Source organism: Sphingobacterium sp. UBA7253, from assembly GCF_002472745.1.
GTDB classification, from domain to species: domain Bacteria; phylum Bacteroidota; class Bacteroidia; order Sphingobacteriales; family Sphingobacteriaceae; genus Sphingobacterium; species Sphingobacterium siyangense.
The window spans coordinates 15,964-17,426 of sequence record NZ_DKSP01000147.1; the positions used below are offsets into that span (position 1 = coordinate 15,964).

Annotated in this window: 2 protein-coding genes; both read right to left on the reverse strand. The window is 41.3% G+C overall.

Annotated elements, in window-relative coordinates:
- Nucleotides 1-751 (reverse strand): porphobilinogen synthase (hemB, locus tag B2X72_RS15235; protein ID WP_286850391.1); only part of this gene is annotated, 751 nt, incomplete at its 3' end.
- A gap of 90 nt (nucleotides 752-841) precedes the next feature.
- Nucleotides 842-1,463: uroporphyrinogen-III synthase (locus B2X72_RS15240; RefSeq protein ID WP_286850393.1), on the reverse strand; the 622-nt coding region annotated here is incomplete at its 5' end.

The following is a 1,463-nucleotide window of genomic DNA, read 5'->3' on the forward strand; positions in this document are numbered from 1 at the left end:
GAAGTCCTGGTTTTACCATCAGAAAATCTGCTCCTTCCTGTGCATCGAGCTGTGCTTCGATCAGCGCTTCTTTTGCATTGGCAGGATTCATCTGGTAGGTCTTTTTATCGCCATGCTTGGGCGCCGAGCCTAAGGCATCTCTAAAAGGACCATAATAGGCCGAAGCATATTTTGCCGTATAGGACATCAAAGAAACGTTTGTAAAACCATTATGGTCCAATAGCTCACGGATGTAACCGATGCGACCATCCATCATATCTGATGGAGCAATGATATCTGCACCTGATTGCGCATGTGCCAAAGCCATCTTGCCCAATACCTCTAATGTCTCATCGTTTAGGATCTCACCGTTTTCGACAATTCCATCGTGCCCATCACTGCTGTAAGGGTCCATAGCAACATCCGTTACGATACAAGCTTCCGGAAAATTTTTCTTTACAGCTGCAATCGCACGTAAGTATAAACTTCCATCACGGTAGCTTTCTGTAGCATATTTGTCTTTTAAGGACTCTTCAATGTTAGGGAAAAGATCAAATGAGCGTAAGCCCAACTTTAGGCAACTTTCCACTTCTTTCAATAGATTGTCTATTGAATAGCGATAGATGCCAGGCATCGATTTAACCTCAGTTTTTTGATTTTGCCCATCGACGATAAAAAGTGGGAAAATCAAATTTGACGCGTCTAAACGTGTCTCTTGAATCATGTCGCGAATCACGGCAGATTTACGATTTCTTCTCGGACGTTGTAACATTATATTAAGATTATTTATGATCTATGTTGTTTATTTCAACGTCAGTGGAATCGTTTACCGACGTTGAAATACAAACTACTTTATATGATTCTAATACTCCAATCCAAAAACGGCTTCAGAAAGACCTATTTCATCTGGAGAATAAGGAAGTGTATAAGGGACATTCATCTCATCAAACTTTGCACCGGTAGAGCGGCCAATACAAATTACTTTCTGGCCCGGTTCCAACAGATTGTCCGCAAAATAAGCTTCCACGTTGCTTGGACTGGTAAAAACCAATACCTCCGCATTGGATGGATCTACATTTTCTTCTAAGACCGTTTCGTATACCGGTATATTGATGATTTTCGTCTCCGCGCTTAACGCTTTTTGGATTGTTTCCAAAGATTCTTTCGCACGTGGAATAAGCACGGTACCACCATTGGCCAATTCAGCAAATTTCTTCGCAATTTCCTCCATATTGATGCCCTCACTGTCGCCAGAGAAATCAGCAACGCGGTCATATTTACGCAAAATCTCTTCCGAGCCGCGGCCAATGACACCGATCTTGGTCTTTTTGCTCAAACGAGGCTCTAAATTGAAAAAGTGCTCAATACCATTTTTGCTTGAAAATATAATCCAGTCAACATGTTTTAGGATAAAAGGATCCAGTTTATTGATAATAGGGAATATTTTGATCAAAGAGCGGCCCTCAATAGTAATATTGTGCTTG